Source organism: Streptomyces sp. NPDC052107 (assembly GCF_040680215.1).
GTDB lineage: Bacteria > Actinomycetota > Actinomycetes > Streptomycetales > Streptomycetaceae > Streptomyces.
The window spans coordinates 1-1,366 of sequence record NZ_JBFAWG010000285.1; the positions used below are offsets into that span (position 1 = coordinate 1).

1 protein-coding gene and 1 pseudogene are annotated in these 1,366 nt (G+C 67.0%); one reads left to right on the forward strand and one right to left on the reverse strand.

Annotated elements, in window-relative coordinates:
• A partial coding sequence (locus AB0M27_RS47855; protein WP_365732468.1) for an ATP-binding protein occupies positions 1–153 on the forward strand: 153 nt, incomplete at its 5' end.
• A gap of 602 nt (positions 154–755) precedes the next feature.
• Here the strand turns inward: AB0M27_RS47855 and AB0M27_RS47860 are convergent.
• A pseudogene (locus AB0M27_RS47860) lies at positions 756–857 on the reverse strand (NUDIX hydrolase); the annotation flags it as partial.
• Positions 858–1,366: the final 509 nt, after the last annotated feature.

Consider the following 1,366-nt stretch of genomic DNA (forward strand, 5'->3'; position numbering starts at 1 on the left):
ACGGCACCACACCTCCGGCACGCCCGCACCACCGACGAAGGGGGACGCGGACTGTTCATCGTCGCGCAGCTGGCCCAAACCTGGGGAGCCCGCTACTCGGCCGACGGCAAGACCATCTGGACCGAGCAGGCACTGGAACGGGCACCTCGCTGACCTGAGTGCGAGTGACCGTCCATGCCCTGCGTCAGGCCGCCCACGTGTGCAGGAGGCGTCGCTCAACCAAAACCCAGCTGGCCACCGGAGGCGCGCCCGTCCTGCCACAACTGTTACGGAGCAATTGATATCGACCCCGGGCACACGGGCACCCTGCCACGGCGGCACGGCGAGATAGGCGCGTTCTGCCCCTCCTCCAGCACGGATCCTCCCGTTCCAGGCGAGGTCGTCCTAGGCGTGGACACGCACGGCGAGGTTCATGTTGCCGCCATGGAACTGCCCGCTGGGGAAGGTCCTGGGCACCGAGTCCTTTCCGGCCACGGCGTCCGGCTACCGTCGGCTGCCCGTCTGAGCCCGCTAGCTGGGGACGGTGCGTCGGGCCGGTGTGGAGGGCACCGGCACCTTCGGTGCGGGCCTGTCCCGCTACCTGCTGGCTCAGCGTGTCCAGGTGTACGAAGTGAACCGGCCCGACCGCACAGCCCGCCGTCTGCTGGCCGCAGTTCTTGGGATCCGGCAGACTCCACAGTGTCAGGTGGGGGCCTCCCTGCGCGCACGTTGTCGGGGATGTTGAGGTTGGCGAGGTCCGGGACCTGCATCATCGCTCACGCCTCGCGGATCGGGGTGTCGAACGCGGAGGCAATTGCGTCCGTGTTCGCGGCGATGAAGTCGGCCAGCTCCGGCGGCATCAGGTTCAGTTCGCGGACGAACGGCACGCGGATCCCCTCGCAATCTGCTGTACGACTGTGCCGCCCTCCATTGGCGACACCGGACCCGAACGTCTCGTCGTAGACCTGCTGCTCGCGGCCCTCAGTGCCCCTGCTTCGGCCTGTGCCCTGCTGCTAGAGCTGGGCGCACGGCTGGGAGCCGTGATCACGATATCGCTGGAAACGACGGTCGCCGGCCCGCCACGCGGTGCACCGGAGAAGCTTGCCCGCTTCGTCACGCATCCGCGAACCGCTGATGGGGCTCGTTGAAATGACGTTCCGGCCCTCGTGGCGCGATGCTCTCCGCCTTCCTCCACGCCCCTGCTATAAGGGCTTGTGAGAGGTGAGACACCCCCGTTGGTTTGTTCCGGCGAGGGTGTCTGCGTTCGAGGCTGGCCGTCTTCCAGGACGGCATCTCGACGACGGCCGAACCCTGACCCTCTGACGGCGTATCAAATCTGACCCACTTGGTGATCTTCATCTGACCCTGGCCTTGGTGATCAAGGTCA